Below are 19552 nucleotides of genomic sequence, written 5' to 3'. Positions count from 1 at the left end.
TGTTAGACAGATAATTAAAGGAATGATGACTAATGGTTGACTTTATAGATAAACGTAAAAATTATAGATTTCCAGCTTTTGATGACGATGGTGGCGTTAAGTTGCCAAAAACTTCTGGCCGGGTGTTGTTTGGTGATGAATTTAAAACGGTTTTTAGTGATAGTATCTCAAATCCAGAACCAATCAAAACTAGTGTTCCAGTTGAGCCGACTTATGAGGAACGTTATTTTACCCATGAGCCAGAACGGGTTGCTCAAGTAGTAACTAAGGAAGCCGATTTTTCATACCAAGGACCACCGATTAAAGAAAGTGTGGTAGAAGTTAAAAAACCGGTTTTTTATAGTGATCATCGGGCGAGTTTAGAAAAAAAATTACAAGAAGAAAAAAAGGTTGACGAGCGTTCAACGAGTAATGCCCAACCTGGTAAATATAAAGGCCGTTCTTATTTTGTGCCGAAACATATCCCTTCTTCAATTATACCTGTAGAAGTTTCGCCGTCATACAGCCGTCAAGAATTACTTGACCGGATGAAAAAACCAAAATCAAGTTATATTGTAATGGAAGAAGAAACAGATCGAGCGTTCCAATATGACGAGATTGAGAAAAAAGAGATTTCGTCTTTCGAAGTGAAAGAAGAAAAAAATGACATTCCTTTTACTCGAAGAGAATTTAAAAAACTTAAAAAAGAGCAAGTCGGTGTTAAGGAAGACAATAACACGCCAGCTTTTACTAAAAAACAACAAACTGAAAAAAACGCGAATAAAAATTCTCGCTTAGAAAAATCATTAAGTGGAATTATGAACGATGAAACGACCCAGTCAAAATCCAATAAATACTTCGATTAATAAGGATTCTTGTACCTTTTTAAAAGGTGCAAGTTTTTTTGGTTGAATTATTCTAAGATTTGTACGATAATAAGATTCGGTATATTGAACATTTGACCGATAAAATAACTATTAACTCACATAAAAAAATAATTAGATAAAAGTAAACATTTAGAAAAGAGGATTTTCATGGATAGTCATAACAACCCATTGTATCATTTTGTAGGAATCAAAGGTGCAGGTATGAGCGCCTTAGCGTTAATCCTTCATGAAAAAGGCTACCGTGTTCAAGGGTCAGACATTGAACAATATTGCTTTACCCAACGAGAACTAGAAAAAGCTAAGGTGCCAATCTTATCTTTTGATGAAAATAATATTAAAAATGACATGATTATCATTGCTGGTAATGCGTTTCCTGATACTCATCGGGAAATTCAAGAAGCTTTAAAGAAAGGCTTACAAGTAATTCGCTACCATCGTTTTATCGGTGAATTTATTAATAAGTTCACAAGTATTGCAGTGACAGGGTCACATGGTAAAACGAGTACGACAGGTCTTTTATCCCATGTTTTAAGTGGAATCGAACCAACCAGCTACTTAATCGGTGATGGTACCGGTCATGGTGTTTCAGGTGCCCGTTTCTTTAGTTTTGAAGCCTGCGAATACCGTCGTCATTTCTTAGCGTATTCACCAGAATATGCGATTATTACGAATGTGGATTTTGATCATCCTGATTACTATACGAGCATTGATGATGTTTTTGATGCATTCCAAACCTTTGCTAGTCAAGTAACGAAAGGGATTGTTGCCTTTGGTGATGATGAATATTTACGGAAATTAGATGTTAAAGCACCGGTTTATTACTATGGTATTAATGAAAATGATGATTTCCAAGCGATTAATATTGAACGGACGACAACTGGTTCGAAGTTCACTGTATTATTTAAAGGCCAAGAGATTGGTGTCTTTGATGTGCCAGCTTACGGCATGCATAATGTTTATAACGCTTTAGGTGTGATTGCGATTACTTATTTAGAAAAATTAGACTTAAGCCTAGTTGCTAAGGAAATGTTGTCATTTGGCGGCGTGAAGCGTCGTTTCAGTGAGAAACAAGTCAGTGATATGGTGATTGTCGATGATTACGCCCACCATCCAGCGGAAATCAAAGCAACGATTGATGGGGCTCGTCAAAAATACCCAGAAAAAGAAATTATTGCCGTTTTCCAACCTCATACGTTCACCCGGACAGTAGCGATGTTAGATGAGTTTGCTGAAGCTTTAGACTTGGCAGACAACGTTTATTTATGTGACATCTTCGGATCTGCTCGAGAAGAACAAGGTGACGTAAAAATTGAAGATTTAGGTAATAAAATTTCTAAAGGTGGGGCAGTTATTACGGAAGAGAATGTTTCGCCGTTACTTAATTTCCATGATGCAGTGATTATTTTTATGGGTGCTGGCGACGTTCAGAAGTTCCAACAAGCATACGAGCGCTTATTAGGTATCACTCGCAAAAATAAAATGTAAGACACCTTTTAAACCTTTCCTTTTTAGTGAAAGGTTTTTAACATAGCTATTAGTATGCGAATCAAGAGTTATTTGTTACAATTATAAAGAGAATAAGTGGAGGTGCCAGCAAAATGATTGGAAAACCTAGAAAAATCGGCCAAAACATTAATGAAATCCTTGAAGGTCAATCATTAAGTGTGACGGAATCAATCGAAGACAGTCAACTCTTATTATATTTAGGGATAACGAATGATGCCAACCCGTTATTTGTTCAACATGATTATGCCAGTACAACGGAATACCAAAAACCAATTGTACCTTCAGTGATGTTGATGGGAATTGTGACAAGTACGATTTCCAAACATTTACCAGGACCAGGTTCCCATATTGTTAATTTTTCTATTAACTTTATCGAACCAGTCTATCATTACGAAACTTTAACCTTTGCTTTTGAAGTCATTAAAGTCGATAGGATGAAAGACGTTGTTACGATTTCAGTCAAAGCTAACAATATGGATAAAACCCGAGTCTTAGACGCAGTCGTGATGGTTAAACCGCCACATGTTTCAGAAATAACTACGGAAAATAAGGAGAATGAAGATGGAACAACAACAATATAGACCAGTTAGCCAAGTCTCAAACACAGGCTTAGCTCAGTTTTTTTCAAGAATTTATGCCTACTTAGGTGTGGGGATTGCCATTAGTGCAGTGACGTCATACTTAGTAATGGAAGTGTTTTTTTTCCAAGTTATAACATTTATCACTAGTATCCCTTTTGGCTTTATGTTAATGTGGATCCTTCAAATCGGCTTAGCTCTTTTTCTAAGTGCTAAAGCAGTTAAAAACCCAACGATGGCTTTTGCTAGCTTCGTCGTTTATTCAATGTTAATGGGGGTCACTCTCGGCTTAACTTTAGCCATGTATGCGGAAGCTTCCGTCTACAAAGCCTTTATCGCTGCCGCTGTAACTTACGGTGCCATGGCAGTTGTAGGAACTCGCACGAAAAAAGATTTAACAGGTATGGGGCAAGCCTTACGGGGTGGCTTAATCGGGATCATCATTGTGATGTTGTTAAATACGTTTATATTAAAAAGCTCACCAGTTGAGATTTTTATTTCTTTAATAACTGTTGTGGTTTTTGCTGGTTTAACCGCTTATGACCACCAAAAAATTAAAACCGCCTACGCCCAAGTTGGCGACGGGCCTCAATTAAAAGGCTTAGCAATTTTCTTCGCCTTACAATTGTACTTAGATTTTATCAACTTATTATTAGCTTTCTTAAGAATTTTTGGCAGAGATTAATTAAACAACGAAGGGGCCTTGACGTTAGTCAAGGGCCCCCTTTTTTTGATAAACAGATAACTTCGCAAAGGTGAGGAAAATTTGTTAAAATAGAGATGAGATTCAAGAATGGAGACCTAGTATGCCTAAAAATAAATTATTACTAATTGACGGAAACAGTGTGGCTTTTAGAGCCTTTTACGCAATTCAAAACTTTGAAGCCTTTAAAACTAAAAGTGGTTTACATACGAATGCGATTTTATTTTTTAATAATATGTTAGATAATTTAATGGAAAAAGAAAAGCCAAGTCATGTTTTAATTGCCTTTGATGCAGGTAAAACAACTTTTCGTCATGCTTTTTTCGATGATTACAAAGCTGGCCGTTCTAAAACACCAGGGGAATTTAAAGAACAAATGCCTTATATTCGTGAATTAATTGAAGCTTTTGGGATTAAGCACTATGAACTTGCTGACTATGAAGCAGATGATATTATCGGCACGATGACGCGCCTAGCTGATCCGGAAGAATTTGAAGTTGTCGTTGTTTCAGGAGATAAAGATTTAACGCAATTAGCAACAGACAATATTCGGGTAGAAGTGACTGCGAAAGGGGTCAGTGAGTTAATTACCTACACACCGGCCTTCATTAAAGAAAAGTATGGTTTAGAACCTTTGCAAATTATTGATATGAAAGGCTTAGCTGGAGATAATTCGGACAACATTCCAGGGGTTACTAGAGTTGGCGAAAAAACCGCAATTAAACTTTTAACAGAATACGGCTCAGTTGAAGGGGTCTATGAACATATTGATGAGCTGAAACCAAGTAAAATGAAAGAAAACTTAATCAACGATAAAGAGCAAGCTTTGATGAGTAAACGTTTGGCAACCATCGATGTGGCCTCGCCAATTACGATTACGGTTGAAGAATTAGCTTACTCAGGTAAAGATTTAGATAAATTAGTGCCTTTTTATCGGGAAATGGAATTTAGACAACAGTTAAACAAATTAGATGTTTCTGAGATGGAAGACAATGGAGCACCTTTAGCCGAAGTTGCTTATGAAGTTGTTACTGAAGTCACACCAGAGATGTTTGGCCCGAAAATGAGTTTATATATTGAATTACTAGAAAAAAACTATCACACGGCTGATGTCCAAGGAGTGGCATGGGGAACGGAAGAAAAGATCTATGTTTCAGCGAGTGATGAAGTGTTACATCAACCCCTGTTTAAAGCCTGGCTGATGAACGACCAACAAGAAAAAATTGTTTACGATGCTAAAAGTAATTTAGTGACTTTAAATCGCTACGACATTCTTTTAACTAATGTTAGTTTTGATGTTTTGCTGGCGGCTTATGTCTTAGATACTAATGACAATAGTGAAGATTTAGCAGAAGTGGCTTTTAATCACGATTATTATGAAATTGACACAGATGAAAGTATTTACGGCAAAGGAGCTAAAAAAGGCTTACCAGAAGAGGAAGAAGTCTTTACAAAACATTTAGCCCGGAAAGCCAAAGCCTTATTAAGTCTTCAACCTTTATTAGATGCAGCTTTAGTTGAGAAAGAACAAAAAGACTTATTTTATGAGATGGAATTGCCGTTGTCATTTGTTTTAGGTGAGATGGAAATCGAAGGGATTACTGTCAATGCCCAACGGTTACAAGAGATGAAACAAGAGTTTGCTGTCCAATTACAAGGGATTGAAGAGCGGATTTATGAACAAGCTGGCGAAGAGTTTAACATTAATTCACCGAAACAACTTGGGGTGATTTTATTTGAAAAAATGGGCTTGCCAGTCATTAAGAAAACGAAGACCGGTTATTCAACTGCCGTGGATGTCTTAGAACAACTGAAATCCCAAGCGCCGATTATCGAAGATATTCTAGAGTATCGGACGATTGCTAAGATTCAATCAACTTATGTTGAAGGCTTGTTAAAAGTGATTCAACCAGATGGTAAAATTCATACTCGTTATGTCCAAACGTTAACCCAAACCGGTCGTTTAAGTTCAGTTGATCCTAACTTACAAAATATTCCTGTCCGTTTAGAAGAAGGTCGCAAAATTCGCCAAGCCTTTGTTCCAAGAGAAAAAGAATGGCAGATCTTTGCTTCCGATTACTCACAAATTGAGCTACGAGTGTTAGCGGATATTGCCAATGACCAACATATGCGAGAAGCCTTTATTGAAGGGCAAGACATCCATGCTAGTACCGCCATGCGGGTCTTTGGGGTAGCTAGTGAAGAGGAAGTTACTAGTAACATTCGTCGCCAAGCGAAGGCTGTTAACTTTGGGATTGTTTACGGGATTAGTGACTACGGCTTATCGCAAAACTTAGGGATTACTAGAAAAGAAGCCCAAGAGTTTATCGATAAATATTTTGATAAGTACCCTGATATCAAAACGTACATGGAAGAAATCGTCCGTGAAGCGAAAGATAAAGGTTATGTAGAAACGTTATGGCACCGTCGCCGTTATTTACCAGACATTAACGCCCGGAACTTTAACATTCGTTCTTTTGCTGAGCGGACAGCCATTAATACGCCGATTCAAGGCAGTGCAGCTGACATCTTGAAGATTGCTATGATTAACATGTCGAAGCGCCTTAAAGAAGAAGAGATGGAAGCGACGATGCTCTTACAAGTTCATGATGAGCTTGTTTTTGAAGCGCCGAAGAGTGAAATTCCGAAACTAGAGCAAGTTGTTAGAGAAGTTATGGAAAATGCTGTAAAATTAAGTGTACCGTTAAAAGCTGATAGTAGTTATGGCGATTCTTGGTATGATGCAAAATAGTTTTACTTTAGTTGAAATTAGGTGAGAGAAAAGGCACTTAGCTTTTCTCTCCTTTTTTATAGGAGGAAATGTAATGCCAGAATTACCAGAAGTTGAAGCGGTTCGTACCGGCTTAGAGCAACTAGTTTTAGGAAAAGAAATAGCTGCTGTCCATGTGATGTGGCCGCGAATTATCGAGTCACCAGAAGTCGAAACTTTCCAACAACAGTTAGTTGGCGAAAAAATTGAAGGCTTTGAAAGACGGGGGAAATTTTTAATTTTCAAGTTTACTCATTATGACATGGTTTCCCATTTACGAATGGAAGGGAAGTATGAGTTTCATCAACAAGATGATGAGGTCATGAAACATAGTCATGTCTTATTTGATTTTACTGATGGCAGCCAGTTACGTTACTTAGATGTCCGGAAATTCGGCCGGATGACTTTGTTACCGAAGGGCTTAGCTTCAGAATATAAAGGCATCTTAAAACTTGGTCCAGAACCAAAGGCTGAGGATTTTTTGTTGAAACCTTTCGCTGCAGGGTTAAAGAAATCCTCAAAAGCGATTAAACCGTTGCTCTTAGAACAAAAATTAGTAACTGGTTTAGGTAATATCTATGTTGATGAAGCCTTACATGCTGCTCAACTACATCCAGAGCAACCGGCGGATAGTTTGAAGCCTGCAGAAGTCAAACAGCTCCACGGTGATATTATTGGGGTTTTAGGTCGAGCAGTTGAGGCTGGTGGAACAACTATTAGGACTTATAAAAATGCCTTGGGAGAGGCTGGTAAGTTTCAAATTTCCTTAAAAGTTTACGGTCAGACAGGCATTCCTTGTGATAACTGTGGCACACCAATTGTTAAAACGAAAGTGGCACAACGAGGCACACATTTTTGTCCGAAATGTCAGACTTTAAAATTTCGAAAAAAATAGGAGGCAAGACTATGACGTTTATACTAGGCTTAACAGGTGGCATTGCTACTGGCAAATCAACGGCTAGTCGTTATTTTTCATCACTGAATATTCCCGTCGTTGATTCTGACGTCATTGCTAGGGAAGTCGTTGAACCAGGGACAATCGGTTTAGCTAAAATTAGTGAGTATTTTGGCGAAAGTGTCTTAAAGGCAACTGGCGAACTTAATCGACAAGTCTTAGGCAGCATCGTCTTTTCTGATTCAGACCAGCGTAAAGCCTTAGATACTATTTTATTCGAGGAATTAAATCAAGCAATTTCACAGCAAATTGCTGAGTGGGTCGCAAAAGATGTCCCGTTAGTTGTTGTCGATGTGCCTTTATTATACGAAGCAGGCTATGAAACTAAGATGACAGCAGTCATGGTTGTCTACGTCCCAGAAGGAGTCCAAGAGGAACGCTTAATGACTCGAGATAACTTATCCTTAGCTGAGGCTCAGAAGCGCATCGCTAGTCAGATGCCAATTGCTGAAAAACGGCAACGAGGGGATATTGTTATTGATAATAGTGGACCAATTAGTGAGACCGAAAGAGCCATTCAAGCATGGCTGGAAAAAACCAATCTTTATCCAACAACTTCTTGATCTTTTTCAAGAAGTTTTTTTGTTCGCAAGTGTTCAAGGTTAAGGACTATACCATTCCCTAGTTTTCATGCTATAATAGCCATATAATAGAGATAATTGTCAATTAAAATAGATTAATCACGAGGTGAAAAAAATGCAGTGTCCAAAATGTCATTATAACGGATCTCGTGTCGTAGATAGTCGACCTGCTGATGATGGTCGTGCGATTCGCAGACGGAGAGAGTGTGAAGATTGTAGTTTCCGCTTCACAACATTTGAAAGAATTGAAGCAACACCCTTATTAGTTATTAAAAAAAATGGCGGTCGTGAAGAGTTTAATCGCGATAAAATTTTACGAGGCTTGATTCGTTCAGCTGAAAAACGCCCAGTTTCAATGGAACAAATGGAGCAAATTGTCGATCAAGTAGAAAATAAAGTCCGTAGTTTAGGGGAAAATGAAGTCTCAACCACGTTAATTGGTGAGTATGTGATGGAAGCTTTAGTTGATTTAGACGAAATAGCTTACATTCGTTTCGCCAGTGTTTATCGTCAGTTTAAAGATATGGGTGTCTTTTTACAAGAGATGCAAGAAATCTTAAAGCGTGATGAAACTGATTAAATGTCTGAAGGAGGGTCTAACTTTTGAATAGTCCTTGGAAACAACTCCATCCGCAAGATAGTTTTAGTGTGAAGTTAGCCACTCCGATGACGGAACTAGATGAGCGTTTGTTAAGTTACTTATACCAACCAATTATTGGCATAGATGCCTTTAGTATTTTTCATGCTTTATTAACGGCCGTTGATAAATGGGCCATGGATAGTCAGGAAACCTTACATTCTGATTTGTTTAACCAACTTAGTATTGATTTGCCACGGTTATTTAATGGCCGTCTGCGCTTAGAAGGGATTGGCTTGTTACAAGTTCATGTCCGAGAAATTAACCAACGGCGAGAATTTATTTATGAGCTATGTCCACCTTTAGGGGCGGAAGCCTTTTTTAAAGATGATGTCTTAAGTTTATTGTTGCTAGATAAAGTTGGCGAACGACGTTTTGGAAATTTAGTTAAACAGTTTGCCCCAACACCAATTAATCTAGAAAATTACACCACAGTGACTAAAAAATTCTTAGATGTTTATCAGTTTAATCAAGAATCCTTAGCTGGCCGTCAAGAACTTTTAAGTCAAACAAAGGCTCAGTTTAAACCGACGGAAAGTAGTCCTTTATCAAGTGTCAGCCCGACTTTTGACTGGCCTTATTTCACTAGTCTCTTAGAAGGCTTGTACATTGATAAAGAGCAAGTTGAAGGTGAACTAAAAGAAACTATTTATACGTTACACCAACTCTATGGCTTAAATGAACTGGAAATGAAGGGCTTAGTTGAGGCGGAAGTCGATTTTACGACGAACAAAGTGGCGATTAATCAACTTCGTAAAACCATTGTCTTAAAATACCACAGCCAGAAAAAACAAGAACCAGCCAAAAAAGACGAGGAAGCCAAAGATTTATCATTATCAGATCAAGCGACCCGTCGTCACAATACGTTAAAACTTCAAGGGTATACTGAAGGGGACATTCAAGTCATCCATTCAGCAGAAACTATCAGCCCGATGATTTTTTTCAGTGCGATTAAAAATCAAAAAGGCGGGTTTGTCGCTAATGAAGAACGGTGGGTCATCGAAAATTTAGTCAAACAATCAGGTTTACCTGATGCTGTGATTAATGTGCTGATTCATTATGTCTTAGTCGTTAAAGGCAACCCTAGTTTAAATCAAAAATTTGTTAACCCGATTGCGAATGATTGGGCTCAGTCTCAGATTTATTCGCCAGAAGAAGCGATTACTAAAGTTAAAGAACTAGCGGCGCCAAAGGCTAGTTCAAAACCTAATTACAGCAACAATAAAGGTAACCGTAAATACAGTTCTACTCGTAAGGAATCTTTACCAGAGTGGGTAGGGCAAGAAAAAGCTGAAACTTCGGTCTCCGCTGAAGAAGAAGCATTCTTTAAAGAGCAGTTACGTCAATTAAGAAACCCAGGGAAAGAAGGTGACTCATAATGGAAGATGTCGGTAAAGAGATGGAAAAAGTCATCAAAGAAAAAAATTGGTCAGAGCGTTTTAATGAACTAGTCCAAGTTGTCATGAAAGACCCAGATGTTATTGCCTTTATTCAAGAACATCGGGAAGAATTAACTCAAGAGGACATTGATAAAAGTTATTCTAAACTATATGAATTTGTCCAAGAAAAACGAAAATTTAAACTGAATGATCCGACAATGATTGCTCCTGGTTATGAGCCACAGTTGTTTATGAACTTTCACTACATCGATGTGACTTATGTTCCGACAGAAGCTTTAATTAAAAAACAACAAGAAGATGAAATTCGCAGTCGCGTTAAAGCGATGGATATGCCGAAAGACATTCGAGAAGCTAGTATGGATAGTTTTCAAATCACCGCTGAACGGAAAGAAGCCTTACAAGAAGCCTTTAATTTCGTTAAAAATTATAAGGCGGATCCTAAGCATTTCCATCAAGGTCTGTATTTCCAAGGATCATTTGGTGTGGGGAAAACTTATTTACTAGGGGCCTTAGCTCAAGAATTAGCCGAAGATGGCTTTAGAACGACTTTAATGCACTTCCCGACCTTTGCTGTTGAGATGAAACAGTCTATTGGTCAAAACACTACTGGTGAGAAGCTAGAGGCTGTTAAGAAAGCACCGATCTTGATGTTAGATGACATTGGGGCAGATTCCATGAGTAGTTGGATTCGCGATGATGTGTTAGGTGTTATTTTACAATACCGCATGCAAGAACAGTTACCAACTTTCTTTAGTTCAAACTTCAGTATGGCCCAATTAGAACGTGAGCATTTAAGTGTCAGTCAACGTGGGGAAGAAGAACCTTTGAAGGCGAAACGGATTATGGAACGGATTCGTTACTTGTCAAAAGAAGTCAATATGATTGGTAAGAACCGTCGATTAAGTTAAGATAAGAATGAACTGATAGCTAGTTAGCTGTCAGTTTTTTTCTCATTAATGGGAGACAAGATAAAGTAGAAGGAATTGACTGAATTTGAAATTATCCCTGATAGGAGCGTTCAAAATGATTAAAAACAAGTATAAAGTAGCAAAATGGTTATTTAGAGGAAGCTTAGTCGTTACCCTAATTGGCTTTTTCTTACAAACTGTTTTATTCCCAGTTCAAGATTTTAATCTCATGTCACAGGCTGACCTATTGGAACTCCAAAAAGAGTTCGCAATTAATTATCCTTTAGGAGTTATTCTATTTTATGGCGGTTTAGTTTCCTTAATTTTAACGACAGTCTATTTACTAACTTGCTTGTTAAAGCCGAGGATCAAGATTAAGTAAGGTGATTATCGCTTATTAGCTAGTTCTGAAATCCTTGTCAAAATAAAGATTGACAGCGGTTTCTATTTTTTATATAATATTCTTTCGTCTAAAAAAAGTGTATTGGAGGGAATAACCGTGATAATTGTGAAAAATTTAACAAAAACCTTTAAGGTGAATCAACGGGAAGCTGGTTTGAAGGAGGCTTTTAGTTCGTTTTTTAGCCGTAAAACGAAAGAGATTAAAGCCTTAGATAATGTCTCGTTTACTATTAATGAAGGGGAGATTGTTGGTTATTTAGGACCAAATGGCGCTGGGAAAAGTAGTACGATTAAAATTCTAAGTGGCATTTTGACGCCCGATTCAGGGATGTGTGAGATTAATGGCAGAGTCCCTTGGCAAGAGCGGATTGCTCATGTCAAAGAGATTGGCGTTGTTTTTGGTCAACGTTCGCAATTATGGTGGGACATTCCCGTTATGGATTCTTTTAATTTGTTGAAAGACATTTATCAAATTGAAGATAAGCCCTTTCAAAAGACTTTACAGGAGTTAAGCCAGATGCTGAACTTAGAAGAGTTATTGAAGACGCCGACGAGGCAGTTATCTTTAGGGCAACGCATGCGTTGTGAAATAGCCGCTAGTTTACTCCACCAACCGAAGATTTTGTTTCTTGATGAGCCGACGATTGGTTTAGATGCCCTTTCAAAAGTGGCTGTTCGGGAGTTTATCCAAAAAGTTAACCAAGAGTTCAAAACTACAGTTATTTTAACGACTCACGACATGCAAGACATTGAAAAACTGGCTAGTCGAATCATCTTAATCGGCCAAGGGAAAGTCCTCTTAGATGGCTCCTTAGAAGAGTTTAAAGCTCTGAAGGGGAATTCTGAAGAAACCTTAGATGAGTTGCTAATAACTCTTTATAAGGAGTATCAGCTATGATCAAATACCAGTCGTTGTTTAAAATAAAATTTATTAGTGGCTTACAATACCGAGCGGCAGCTTGGGCTGGAATTTTAACCCAGTTTACTTGGGGCTTTTTAGAAATTTTAATGTTTAAAGCTTTTTATGAAGTCAATCCAACTGCTTTTCCCATGGACTTTACGAGTCTCGCTTCTTATATCTGGCTCCAGCAAGCACTACTAGCGTTGTATATGATTTGGTTTTGGGAAAATGATATTTTTGAAAGCATTCAAACAGGCAATGTGGCGTATGAGTTAGTACGGCCAATCAGTGTTTATAATATGTGGTTTGCTCGCAGTATCGCTACTCGGATTAGTAAAACCGTCTTAAGAGCCTTACCGATTTTAGTTGTGGCATTTTTTTTACCTAAGCCCTTTAATTTAAGTTTACCGAGTAGTTTTAGCCATTTTATGTTGTTTCTTATTACTATGGTATTAGCTTTATTTGTCATTATTGCCTTAAATATGATTATTTATTTTTTATCTTTTTTTACGATCAATTCCTTTGGGATGCGGATGGTCTTTCAATCCCTAGGAGATTTATTATCAGGCTCTGTCATTCCTTTGCCTTTTTTCCCCCCAACGATAGGCGCAGTAGCCAGCCTGCTACCTTTTGCGGCCATTCAAAATGTGCCATTTAGAATTTACAGTGGCGATTTAACTGGGGATAAGCTCATCACTAGCTTGAGTTTACAAGTTTTTTGGGTAATAAGTTTAATCCTTTGTGGCAAACTCTTAGAAAAAAGAGTCATCAACCATGTCGTAATTCAAGGAGGGTAACAATGAAATTATACAATCATTATTTAGTGTTGCATTTGCAAAGTTTAATGGTATATAAAACGTCTTTCATACTAACGACACTAGGCCAATTTTTCGTTTCTTTTAATGTCTTTTTAGGTGTTTATTTTATGTTTGTGCGTTTTTCTTCAGTCAAAGGCTATTCTTATCAGGAAGTGTTGCTCTGCTTTAGTATTTTGCTGTTATCTTTTGCCTTAGCGGAATGTTTTTTTCGAGGCTTTGACCAATTTTCAACAATGATTGGCAATGGTGAATTTGACCGGGTGCTTTTACGTCCTCGTAGTCCAATTTTACAAGTCTTAGGTAGCAAGATTGAATTTAGTCGAGTGGGGCGGATGCTTCAAGGCTTAACGATGTTTGTTTATGCTGTAAAGACGAGTCCGATTCAGTGGACGAGCTTGAAACTATTCACTGTTGGGTTGATGTTAATCGGCGGTGTCGTTGTCTTTGCTAGTATTTATTTAATTTACGCAGCCTTGTGTTTTTTTACTTTAGAAGGGTTAGAATTCATGAATGTCTTAACAGATGGGGCAAGAGAATATGGTAAATACCCAGTCGATATTTATGGTAAAGTTGTTTTGAAAATTGCGACGTTTATTGTTCCCTTTGCGTTGATTCAATATTATCCCTTTCTCTATTTAATTGATCAAACTAGTAATCCCCTAGTAACTTTATTACCAGTAGTCGCTTGTCTCTTTGCTGTGCCGAGCTACTTATTGTGGCGTTTCGGTTTGCATCATTACAAGTCAACGGGTTCTTAAAGAGCAACCACCTAGTGATAAACTCTTCTTTGAAGGGGGACTTGTCATTGATTAATAACTGAAAAAAATGACTTGGAAGCTGTAAAGAAAAATTGATTGACAAAGGTTTCTAAGCCTAGTATAATAACCTTTGTTGCTTAGAGGTGATGAAAATGAAATGGTCTTTATTGGAACTTAATAAATACAAAGACGATGCGTTACAATTTAATGAATTATTAGATGTCGAAGCTTCTTTACTTGCAAGAGATAAAGAAATTCTCGCAGTGGCACCAGTCAAAGTTAGTGGTGTACTCAGTGTCAATAAGACGGAGTATGTCATGCAGTTTACTTTAGAAACTGTTTTAACATTGCCATCTACTCGATCTTTAACTCCAGTTGAATGTCCTTTTGCTTTTGATGTGACGGAAGTCTATATGACACCGACTCAATACGAAGCACAACAAGAATTTATTGTTGAAGAAGACACGGTCATGGTCTTAGATAAAGACGTGATTGATTTAACTGAAGCGGTGGAAGATCACTTATTGCTTTCGATTCCACTTCAAGTCTTAACTGAGGATGAAAAAAAATCTCATGAGACAACGAAGGGTAATGCGTGGGAATTAATGTCCGAAGACGCTTACATGGAGAAAAAAGTGCAACAAGAAGAAAATAATATTGATCCTCGTCTTGCAAAATTGTCAGCTTTATTAGATAATAGTAAAGAATCTGACGAAGAGTGAGATTGGAATAGATAGTATGAGACGGTTTACCGTTGAATGCTAAATGATTTAAGGAGGTGTAGTTAATATGGCAGTACCTGCTAGAAGAACTTCAAAAGCTAAAAAAGCTAAGCGTCGTACACATTACAAACTATCAGTACCCGGCATGAGCACTTGTTCAAACTGTGGTGAAATGAAACGTAGTCACCATGTATGTCCATCATGTGGTCATTACGACGGTAAAGACGTAACAGCAACAACTGAAGCATAAGACATTTTTCGAAATGTTTAAAACCCCGTAGACAACCATGGAGTCTACGGGGTTTTTTTTATGTATCAAAAAGGTACTAATCAGGGAGTGAGTATGTTAAACTAATGCCAAAGTTAGGAGTGAAGCAATAATGTTAGGAAAAGGAATTATTCAAATATGTGTGCCAGCCAAAAAGTTAATTGGTTATGAAATTACTACTAGTTTAGCGGAAGATCAAGTGAGTCAGATTGTCGAAAATCATAAAAAGCACGTGTTAGCTAGTATTCAAGACAGTTTGCTTCACAAAAATTCTGATCTTTATTTAGTTCAAACGTATCCAGAAGGAGAATTCACTGAGGAAGTTAAATTTTCGACGTTTATCGGTGTGTCTGCCAGTGATTTAAAAATGAAATTAGCAGATGCCGAAGTTAAACAGCTGCCGGCTAGCCGGTATTTCCGTTTTAAACATGAAGGTGTGGCGGCGGCGATTGACGAGACGTACGTAGGAATTAATGAATGGCTAACTAATAAAGGCCATCAACTGAATCATCCGTATGATTTTGAACGGCATGTCAGTCAAGGAAAAGTCATTGAAATTTATGTTCCATTAGTTTAAAAAAGCCTTAAATCCTTTTTAGGTATTTAATACTTCAAAATAGTGTCAATCCTTAAACAAATAAGATATAATGTAAAGTGGAGCTTTAAGATGAGGTCCTTAAACAATTAAACAAGATACTAGGAGGAATTTCATGACTAAACAACAGATTGGTGTCGTAGGAATGGCCGTAATGGGGAAAAATTTAGCCCTAAATATTGAAAGTCGTGGCTATTCAGTCTCTATTTTTAACCGGACTGGTTCTAAAACAGAGGAAGTAATTACTGAACACCCAGATAAAAAATTAGTACCAACGTATACAATGGAAGAATTTGTGAATTCTTTAGAAAAACCTCGCCGGATTATGTTAATGGTTAAAGCTGGCATCGCAACAGATAAAACAATTCAAGGATTATTGCCATTTTTAGATCAAGGCGATGTCTTAATTGATGGGGGAAATACTTTCTTTGAAGACACAATTCGTCGTAACGAAGAATTAGCTAACTCAGGGATTAACTTTATTGGGACTGGTGTTTCTGGTGGTGAAGAAGGGGCGCTTAAAGGGCCTTCAATTATGCCAGGGGGACAAAAAGAAGCCTATGATTTAGTGGCGCCGATTTTTGAAAAAATTGCAGCTGTAGCCGAAGATGGGGAACCGTGTGTGACTTACATTGGCGCTAATGGCGCAGGTCATTACGTTAAGATGGCTCACAACGGGATTGAATATGGCGACATGCAATTAATTGCTGAGTCCTACGATATCTTAACGAAATTATTAGGCTTGTCAGTGGAAGAGTGTGCTGAGATCTTCACAGAGTGGAATAAAGGGGAATTAGATAGTTACTTAATCGAAATTACTTCTGATATTTTAACTCGTAAAGATGAAGAGACAGGTAAACCAATTGTCGATGTTATTTTAGATGCGGCAGGGAATAAAGGAACTGGTAAATGGACAAGCCAAAGCGCCTTAGATTTAGGTGTGCCATTGCCATTAATTACTGAGTCAGTCTTTGCACGTTATATTTCAGCAATGAAAGATGAACGGGTAGCTGCTAGTAAAATCATTCCAGCACCTGCAGTCAAACCTTTTACTGAAGACAAAACAGAATTTGTTGAAAAAGTTCGCGAAGCTTTATACTTTAGTAAAATTATGAGTTATGCCCAAGGATTTGCTCAACTGCGAATTGCTAGTGAAGAGCACGATTGGGATTTACAGTACGGTGAAATTGCTAAAATTTTCCGAGAAGGCTGTATCATCCGAGCGAAGTTTTTACAAAAAATAACAGATGCTTATGACCGTCAAGCTGACTTAAAGAACTTATTGTTAGATGAGTACTTTAACGAAATTACGCAAAAATATCAACAGTCTGTTCGTGATGTTGTGGCGATTGCCATTCAAGCAGGAGTACCTGTACCGACCTTTTCATCAGCGATTGCTTACTACGATTCATACCGCAGTGCTGATTTACCGGCGAATATCATTCAAGCGCAACGTGATTACTTTGGGGCTCATACTTATGAGCGTAAAGATAAACCAGGTGTTTATCACTACGATTGGTATACAGAAGTTTAATAAGCAAAGACGAGACTGGGACAAAAAGTTCTCAGTCTCTCCTTGTATTTTTAGTCAAAAAATTCTAAAAAAGATAACATGGCTTTTTTGACTAAAAATCGTTATAATAGGATGATAACAAGGAATTTTTCCAATAAGAAAGGAAATTGCCATAATGAGTAATATACTAATCATTGAAGACGAGAAAAACTTAGCTCGCTTTGTTGAACTAGAACTAAAACACGAGGGATATAATGCCGAGGTCCACTACAACGGCCGAACGGGGTTAGAAGCTGCTTTAAGTGGGGAATGGGATGCGATTCTACTAGATCTGATGCTTCCTGAATTAAACGGTCTTGAAGTTTGTCGTCGGATTCGTCAAACTAAAAACACCCCGATTATTATGATGACAGCTAGAGATTCAGTGATTGACCGAGTATCAGGTTTAGATCACGGTGCGGATGACTATATTGTCAAACCATTTGCTATCGAGGAACTATTGGCTCGCTTACGTGCCTTACTTCGCCGCATTGATATCGAAGGCGATAAAAACATCACAAAACAAACGACAATTTCTTATCGTAACTTAACAATTGAAAAAGAAAATCGGATTGTTCGTCGTGAAAATGAAGTCATTGAATTGACGAAACGTGAATACGAATTATTGTTAACTTTAATGGAAAATGTCAATGTTGTTTTAGCACGAGATGTGTTATTAAATAAAGTTTGGGGTTATGAAACTGAAGTAGAAACAAATGTGGTCGATGTCTATATTCGTTATTTAAGAAATAAGATTGATGTTGCTGGTGACGAAAGTTATATTCAAACAGTTCGTGGCACTGGTTATGTTATGAGATCCTAATTATGATTTTTAAAGATTTAAAAGAACGGCTTAGTTCCAACTTAGTGCTCACTGTGAAGTGGGCATTTCTTACATCTACCTTTATCTTTATTTTATTTACTATTTTTTCTTTAATTACGTATCAAGCTAGTACGGCCTTAATGGTCCGAGAAGAAAAGTTAAATCTCAAACAGACTTTGAGCCAAATTACGACGCGTTTAGAACAGTCAGACAATGATTTGACGATTCGCAACACTGCTTTTTATTTAAAAGGCTCGAAACGAGAATTACCAGGTGATCCAAGTAGTGAAACGATTGAATCGAATTTAATTAAACTTAATAGTTTTATTTCAGAACTTTCTCAGCCAGCATTAAGTGTTTCGATTTTTAATGCGGAAGAAAAGCTTGTCTTTGAAACTAAAAAGCTAGGCATGACTTACCGAGGCTCAAAAAAAATTGAGACTCGGGAAGGCAAAGTCGGAGATCAAACAGGGTTTTTAGCGACTCAGCCTGTGTACTCAGCGAATCAAGGCCATTTGATTGGTTATGTCCAACTATTTTACGATTTAAGTTCAGTCTATAGCATTCGGAATAAACTGTTAGGGACGATGACTTTATTAATTTTAATCGGTGTTGGGGTCAGCTTAGTTCTAGGATTTATTTTATCATCTTATTTCTTACGGCCTTTAAAACAAATTACTAGTACGATTAACAAAATTAAAGGGGAACCCCAATCGGATATTCGTTTGCCTGCTCTCCAAACAAAAGATGAGTTTTCTGACTTAACAGAAGTTTTTAACGATATGATGGATCGGATGCAAAAGTTCATTGAACAACAACAACTCTTTGTTGAAGATGTCTCTCATGAATTACGAACGCCTGTAGCGATTATAGAGGGGCACCTGAAGCTTCTAACTCGTTGGGGGAAAGATGACCCAGAGATTCTTGCAGAGTCTTTAGACGCTTCCTTACAAGAGATTACGCGGATGAAGAGTTTAGTCCAAGAGATGCTTGATCTATCTCGTGTTGAGCAAGTTGAATTTCAACATAAAAATGATACCTCATTAGCGAAAGAGGTCACTCATCAAACATTTAATAATTTTCAAATTCTTTATCCTAACTTTACTTTTATTTTAGATGATGATCTAACAAAAGAATTAGTCGTTAAGATTTATCGTAATCACTTTGAACAGTTGCTGATTATTATTCTCGATAATGGGGTTAAATACTCTCAAGATCGTCAAGAAATTCACATGTCAGTTTCTTCCAATCAAAGGGAATTAGAAATAGCTATTCAAGATTATGGTGAAGGGATTTCTGAAGAAGACTTAGAACAAATTTTCAATCGTTTTTACCGAGTCGACAAAGCACGTAGTCGTCATAAAGGTGGCAACGGCTTAGGCTTATCAATTGCCAAAGAACTAGTTGACAGTTACGGTGGCCGGCTCTTAGTTGAGAGCGCCGTAGGAGTAGGTACGATTTTTAGAATCTTTTTACCAATTGTCGTTGAAAAAGAAAGTTAATAGTCAAAGTGTCATTCTGAGAACTACTACGGAATGACACTTTTTTGGGCTCTATAATTTAAAGGACTGATGAATAAAATTATTCATCAGCCCTTTTTTAGTTTGTTAAAATAAAAAACATGTCGTCCATCTGTTATGATTTAAGCACCACACAAAAAAAATTCAGAGAGGGACGACACATTATGTCTAATCATATCAAAAAAATGCTCAGAATTACAGATGAAAATATTTTAGTTTCTAATGTTATAGAAAAAAATATCCGAGGTAATAATTCATTAATCATAAAAGCTTCGTTAACCTATATGCC

20 protein-coding genes are annotated in these 19552 nt (G+C 37.4%); all 20 read left to right on the top strand.

Going from position 1 to position 19552, the window contains the following annotated elements:
• Window positions 1-32 precede the first annotated feature (32 nt).
• The 20 genes from CBF35_RS12920 (at window position 33) to CBF35_RS12825 (ending at window position 19245) form a co-directional block, all read left to right on the top strand.
• Window positions 33-845 carry a hypothetical protein gene (locus CBF35_RS12920; protein ID WP_126781886.1) on the top strand — a complete coding sequence of 271 codons (813 nt, stop codon included), beginning with the start codon at window positions 33-35 and terminating at the stop codon, window positions 843-845.
• Between the two features lie 168 nt (window positions 846-1013).
• Window positions 1014-2351, top strand: coding sequence for a UDP-N-acetylmuramate--L-alanine ligase (gene murC / locus CBF35_RS12915; protein WP_126781884.1), 1338 nt, complete (start codon window positions 1014-1016; stop codon window positions 2349-2351).
• 113 nt (window positions 2352-2464) lie between these two features.
• Window positions 2465-2953: a MaoC/PaaZ C-terminal domain-containing protein gene (locus CBF35_RS12910; protein ID WP_126781882.1), complete on the top strand. Its 489-nt coding sequence runs from the start codon at window positions 2465-2467 to the stop codon at window positions 2951-2953.
• Entirely contained in the window at window positions 2934-3635 is a 702-nt protein-coding gene (locus tag CBF35_RS12905) for a Bax inhibitor-1/YccA family protein (protein WP_126781880.1), read from the top strand. The genes CBF35_RS12910 and CBF35_RS12905 overlap by 20 nt, the downstream gene beginning before the upstream one ends.
• A gap of 121 nt (window positions 3636-3756) precedes the next feature.
• Window positions 3757-6405: a DNA polymerase I gene (polA, locus tag CBF35_RS12900; protein ID WP_126781878.1), complete on the top strand. Its 2649-nt coding sequence runs from the start codon at window positions 3757-3759 to the stop codon at window positions 6403-6405.
• 73 nt (window positions 6406-6478) lie between these two features.
• Window positions 6479-7318: a DNA-formamidopyrimidine glycosylase gene (gene mutM, locus CBF35_RS12895; protein ID WP_126781876.1), complete on the top strand. Its 840-nt coding sequence runs from the start codon at window positions 6479-6481 to the stop codon at window positions 7316-7318.
• Window positions 7319-7329: 11 nt separating this feature from the next.
• Window positions 7330-7941 carry a dephospho-CoA kinase gene (gene coaE / locus CBF35_RS12890; RefSeq protein WP_126781874.1) on the top strand — a complete coding sequence of 204 codons (612 nt, stop codon included), beginning with the start codon at window positions 7330-7332 and terminating at the stop codon, window positions 7939-7941.
• A 133-nt stretch (window positions 7942-8074) separates the two neighbouring features.
• The gene (nrdR, locus tag CBF35_RS12885; RefSeq protein ID WP_126781872.1) at window positions 8075-8539 is read left to right on the top strand and encodes a transcriptional regulator NrdR; all 465 of its coding nucleotides are present in this window, start codon (window positions 8075-8077) and stop codon (window positions 8537-8539) included.
• Between the two features lie 23 nt (window positions 8540-8562).
• Window positions 8563-9975 carry a replication initiation and membrane attachment family protein gene (locus tag CBF35_RS12880; RefSeq protein ID WP_126781870.1) on the top strand — a complete coding sequence of 471 codons (1413 nt, stop codon included), beginning with the start codon at window positions 8563-8565 and terminating at the stop codon, window positions 9973-9975.
• On the top strand, window positions 9975-10904 hold the full coding sequence (gene dnaI, locus CBF35_RS12875; protein WP_126781868.1) for a primosomal protein DnaI: 930 nt from the start codon (window positions 9975-9977) through the stop codon (window positions 10902-10904). Before CBF35_RS12880 ends, dnaI begins: the two co-directional genes overlap by 1 nt.
• 115 nt (window positions 10905-11019) lie before the next feature.
• The gene (locus tag CBF35_RS12870) at window positions 11020-11286 is read left to right on the top strand and encodes a hypothetical protein (protein WP_126781866.1); all 267 of its coding nucleotides are present in this window, start codon (window positions 11020-11022) and stop codon (window positions 11284-11286) included.
• Window positions 11287-11403: 117 nt separating this feature from the next.
• A complete protein-coding gene (locus CBF35_RS12865) occupies window positions 11404-12204 on the top strand; it encodes an ABC transporter ATP-binding protein (protein WP_126781864.1) in 801 nt (266 codons plus the stop codon).
• On the top strand, window positions 12201-13004 hold the full coding sequence (locus tag CBF35_RS12860) for an ABC transporter permease (protein WP_126781862.1): 804 nt from the start codon (window positions 12201-12203) through the stop codon (window positions 13002-13004). Before CBF35_RS12865 ends, CBF35_RS12860 begins: the two co-directional genes overlap by 4 nt.
• Window positions 13005-13006: 2 nt before the next feature.
• Complete coding sequence (locus CBF35_RS12855; protein ID WP_126781859.1) at window positions 13007-13783, top strand: ABC transporter permease; 777 nt, start codon at window positions 13007-13009, stop codon at window positions 13781-13783.
• 152 nt (window positions 13784-13935) lie between these two features.
• Entirely contained in the window at window positions 13936-14505 is a 570-nt protein-coding gene (locus CBF35_RS12850; protein ID WP_126781857.1) for a YceD family protein, read from the top strand.
• Between the two features lie 67 nt (window positions 14506-14572).
• Window positions 14573-14755 (top strand): 50S ribosomal protein L32, encoded by a 183-nt coding sequence (gene rpmF / locus CBF35_RS12845; RefSeq protein WP_126781855.1) that lies wholly within the window; start codon window positions 14573-14575, stop codon window positions 14753-14755.
• 130 nt (window positions 14756-14885) lie between these two features.
• A complete protein-coding gene (locus CBF35_RS12840; RefSeq protein ID WP_126781853.1) occupies window positions 14886-15350 on the top strand; it encodes a GyrI-like domain-containing protein in 465 nt (154 codons plus the stop codon).
• Window positions 15351-15483: 133 nt separating this feature from the next.
• Window positions 15484-16902: an NADP-dependent phosphogluconate dehydrogenase gene (gene gndA / locus CBF35_RS12835; RefSeq protein WP_126781851.1), complete on the top strand. Its 1419-nt coding sequence runs from the start codon at window positions 15484-15486 to the stop codon at window positions 16900-16902.
• Window positions 16903-17056: 154 nt separating this feature from the next.
• Window positions 17057-17743: a response regulator transcription factor gene (locus CBF35_RS12830; RefSeq protein ID WP_126781849.1), complete on the top strand. Its 687-nt coding sequence runs from the start codon at window positions 17057-17059 to the stop codon at window positions 17741-17743.
• 2 nt (window positions 17744-17745) lie between these two features.
• On the top strand, window positions 17746-19245 hold the full coding sequence (locus tag CBF35_RS12825) for a HAMP domain-containing sensor histidine kinase (RefSeq protein WP_126781846.1): 1500 nt from the start codon (window positions 17746-17748) through the stop codon (window positions 19243-19245).
• Window positions 19246-19552: the final 307 nt, after the last annotated feature.

This window comes from Vagococcus salmoninarum (assembly GCF_003987495.1).
GTDB classification, from domain to species: domain Bacteria; phylum Bacillota; class Bacilli; order Lactobacillales; family Vagococcaceae; genus Vagococcus_D; species Vagococcus_D salmoninarum.
Note: the sequence above shows the minus strand (reverse complement) of the source record. Positions and strands in the feature narration are given on the sequence as shown.

Bases quoted from the DNA above. Each gene is read 5' to 3' on its own strand.
- nrdR (WP_126781872.1), top strand. From the start codon at position 8,075: ATGCAGTGTCCAAAATGTCATTATAACGGATCTCGTGTCGTAGATAGT.
- CBF35_RS12920 (WP_126781886.1), top strand. From the start codon at position 33: ATGGTTGACTTTATAGATAAACGTAAAAATTATAGATTTCCAGCTTTT.
- CBF35_RS12830 (WP_126781849.1), top strand. From the start codon at position 17,057: ATGAGTAATATACTAATCATTGAAGACGAGAAAAACTTAGCTCGCTTT.
- CBF35_RS12840 (WP_126781853.1), top strand. From the start codon at position 14,886: ATGTTAGGAAAAGGAATTATTCAAATATGTGTGCCAGCCAAAAAGTTA.
- CBF35_RS12870 (WP_126781866.1), top strand. From the start codon at position 11,020: ATGATTAAAAACAAGTATAAAGTAGCAAAATGGTTATTTAGAGGAAGC.
- CBF35_RS12850 (WP_126781857.1), top strand. From the start codon at position 13,936: ATGAAATGGTCTTTATTGGAACTTAATAAATACAAAGACGATGCGTTA.
- gndA (WP_126781851.1), top strand. From the start codon at position 15,484: ATGACTAAACAACAGATTGGTGTCGTAGGAATGGCCGTAATGGGGAAA.
- CBF35_RS12905 (WP_126781880.1), top strand. From the start codon at position 2,934: ATGGAACAACAACAATATAGACCAGTTAGCCAAGTCTCAAACACAGGC.
- rpmF (WP_126781855.1), top strand. From the start codon at position 14,573: ATGGCAGTACCTGCTAGAAGAACTTCAAAAGCTAAAAAAGCTAAGCGT.
- polA (WP_126781878.1), top strand. From the start codon at position 3,757: ATGCCTAAAAATAAATTATTACTAATTGACGGAAACAGTGTGGCTTTT.
- CBF35_RS12825 (WP_126781846.1), top strand. From the start codon at position 17,746: ATGATTTTTAAAGATTTAAAAGAACGGCTTAGTTCCAACTTAGTGCTC.
- CBF35_RS12860 (WP_126781862.1), top strand. From the start codon at position 12,201: ATGATCAAATACCAGTCGTTGTTTAAAATAAAATTTATTAGTGGCTTA.
- coaE (WP_126781874.1), top strand. From the start codon at position 7,330: ATGACGTTTATACTAGGCTTAACAGGTGGCATTGCTACTGGCAAATCA.
- CBF35_RS12910 (WP_126781882.1), top strand. From the start codon at position 2,465: ATGATTGGAAAACCTAGAAAAATCGGCCAAAACATTAATGAAATCCTT.
- CBF35_RS12855 (WP_126781859.1), top strand. From the start codon at position 13,007: ATGAAATTATACAATCATTATTTAGTGTTGCATTTGCAAAGTTTAATG.
- dnaI (WP_126781868.1), top strand. From the start codon at position 9,975: ATGGAAGATGTCGGTAAAGAGATGGAAAAAGTCATCAAAGAAAAAAAT.
- murC (WP_126781884.1), top strand. From the start codon at position 1,014: ATGGATAGTCATAACAACCCATTGTATCATTTTGTAGGAATCAAAGGT.
- mutM (WP_126781876.1), top strand. From the start codon at position 6,479: ATGCCAGAATTACCAGAAGTTGAAGCGGTTCGTACCGGCTTAGAGCAA.